A 1,835-nucleotide genomic window follows, 5' to 3' on the forward strand; every position below is an offset into this window, starting at 1 on the left:
AGTGGCAGAAGGTTCCCGAAGTGTGGGATGTCGTGCGGCGTGCTGTCGATGACGATCCGACTGGTGGCCAGTTTCTGCTCGCCGGGAGTGCTTCACCTCGCCACGGCGCGACGGCACACTCCGGCGCGGGGCGTATTGGGCGGCTGCGGATGCGTCCCATGACCTTGTCGGAGCGCGGGATCGCGTCACCGACGGTCAGTCTTGGCGAATTGCTCAGTGGGAGAAGGCTTCCGCTCGGCGGGGTGTCGGAGGTCCGGTTGGCCGACTACACGCATGAGATCGTGGCGTCTGGTTTTCCGGGTATGCGCTCTCTCGGTGCGCGGGCATTGAAGTTTCAGCTTGATTCGTACCTGCGTAATGCCGTTGATCGAGACGTGCCCGAACAGGGGCTCGCTGTTCGTAAGCCTGATGCCATGTTGGGGTGGTTGCGTGCCTACGCGGCGGCCACCTCCACGACGACCAGTTACACCGCAGTGCTCGACGCGGCCACCGCCGGTGTCAGTGACAAGCCGGCGCGTTCAACGACCATCGCCTACCGAGATGTGCTCGCTCAGCTATGGCTGCTTGACCCGGTGCCCGCTTGGGGTCCCACGGCAAACCCGTTGGCGCGCTTGGCTCAATCGCCGAAGCATCACTTGGCCGATCCCGCGTTGGCGGCGCGTCTACTCGGCTTGTCGGTGGATTCGCTCCTCAGCGGTGAAGGCAGGCCGATCGGGCCGCAGGCTGGTGGCATGCTCGGGCATCTCTTCGAATCCTTGGCCACACTTTGCGTTCGGGTTGCTGCGCAGGCCGCCGAGGCCACTATCGGTCACCTCCGGACGCGCAACGGCGACCACGAAATAGATCTGGTGGTGGTGCGTGACGACGGCAAAGTGCTCGCTGTCGAGGTGAAACTTGCCGCAACCGTCGAAGATCGAGACACCGCGCACTTGCGCTGGCTTGCCGACCACCTCCGCGGCGATCTGCTCGACGCGATCGTCATCAACACCGCGCCCAACGCCTACCGTCGCCCCGACGGCATCGGCGTGGTCCCGCTGGCGCTGCTGGGTCCGTAATGGGTCGGAACACGAACGGCGGCCGTCGTTTGCGAAAGTCGAGTTCGGCGATCTGCCCCACGGCGTGCAATTCACCAACCAGTTCACGCCCGTTGAACACCGCCGTGACAGAGGCCCCTGCCACGCGGCGGACGATCGGGGCGGGTCGCCCTCGCGGTAGGCGGTCAGCGCAGCGAAGTAGGAGCCTGTATGGGTCAGTAGCCCAGCCGATACCGGGACGGTTGCCTGGTCACGCATTCCGCCCGCTCCTGGCAGTGTGGGGTTCAGGGGTTCGAATCCCCTTAGCTCCACCAGGAGAAACCCGCTTGAACTGGTGTTCAGAGCGGGTTTGGTCGTTTGCGGATGTCGACGCGGCGAACGTCGCCGACCAGCACGAGTTTGGCCAGCGCCGTTTCGTGCGCGCTCGGCAAAGGCATCGAGTGCGTGACGTTTCGCGTCAATCCCTTGTGCCGCAACATCGCCTGGATCAGTGCCCGGCCGGTCCGACCATTCCCGTCGGTGAAGGGGTGGATCGTCTCGAATTGCGGGTGTGTCAAAGCGATCTGAGGCAGTACGGGGATGTCGCTTCGCTGCGCGAAGCTGAGCAAGTCGTCAATGGCCGTTACGACGCGGCTGTGGTGCGGTGGCACGAACACGGCGCCGCGCGGACGGGCGGCTGCCGCGGAATGCGATGCGGTCGAAAGCGATCCTGCATGCCGGTTCTCTTATAGCGAAGGGCGTCTGCAGTAGTCACCCGTGGTCCGATCGGCACCAACGTATCGATGCCTGCGCCAAGCGTTT

Annotated in this window: 1 protein-coding gene and 1 pseudogene; one reads left to right on the plus strand and one right to left on the minus strand. The window is 64.6% G+C overall.

The annotated features are described in order from the left end of the window. Nucleotides 1-1,055: ATP-binding protein (locus AC2VOU_RS13240; protein WP_486957794.1), on the plus strand; the 1,055-nt coding region annotated here is incomplete at its 5' end. A gap of 422 nt (nt 1,056-1,477) precedes the next feature. Here AC2VOU_RS13240 and AC2VOU_RS13245 read toward each other — a convergent pair. Continuing rightward, nucleotides 1,478-1,702, minus strand: a pseudogene (locus AC2VOU_RS13245) (Fic family protein); the annotation flags it as partial. Between the last annotated feature and the right edge of the window lie 133 nt (nt 1,703-1,835).

It is taken from the genome of Mycobacterium sp. TH-M25, from assembly GCF_057473665.1.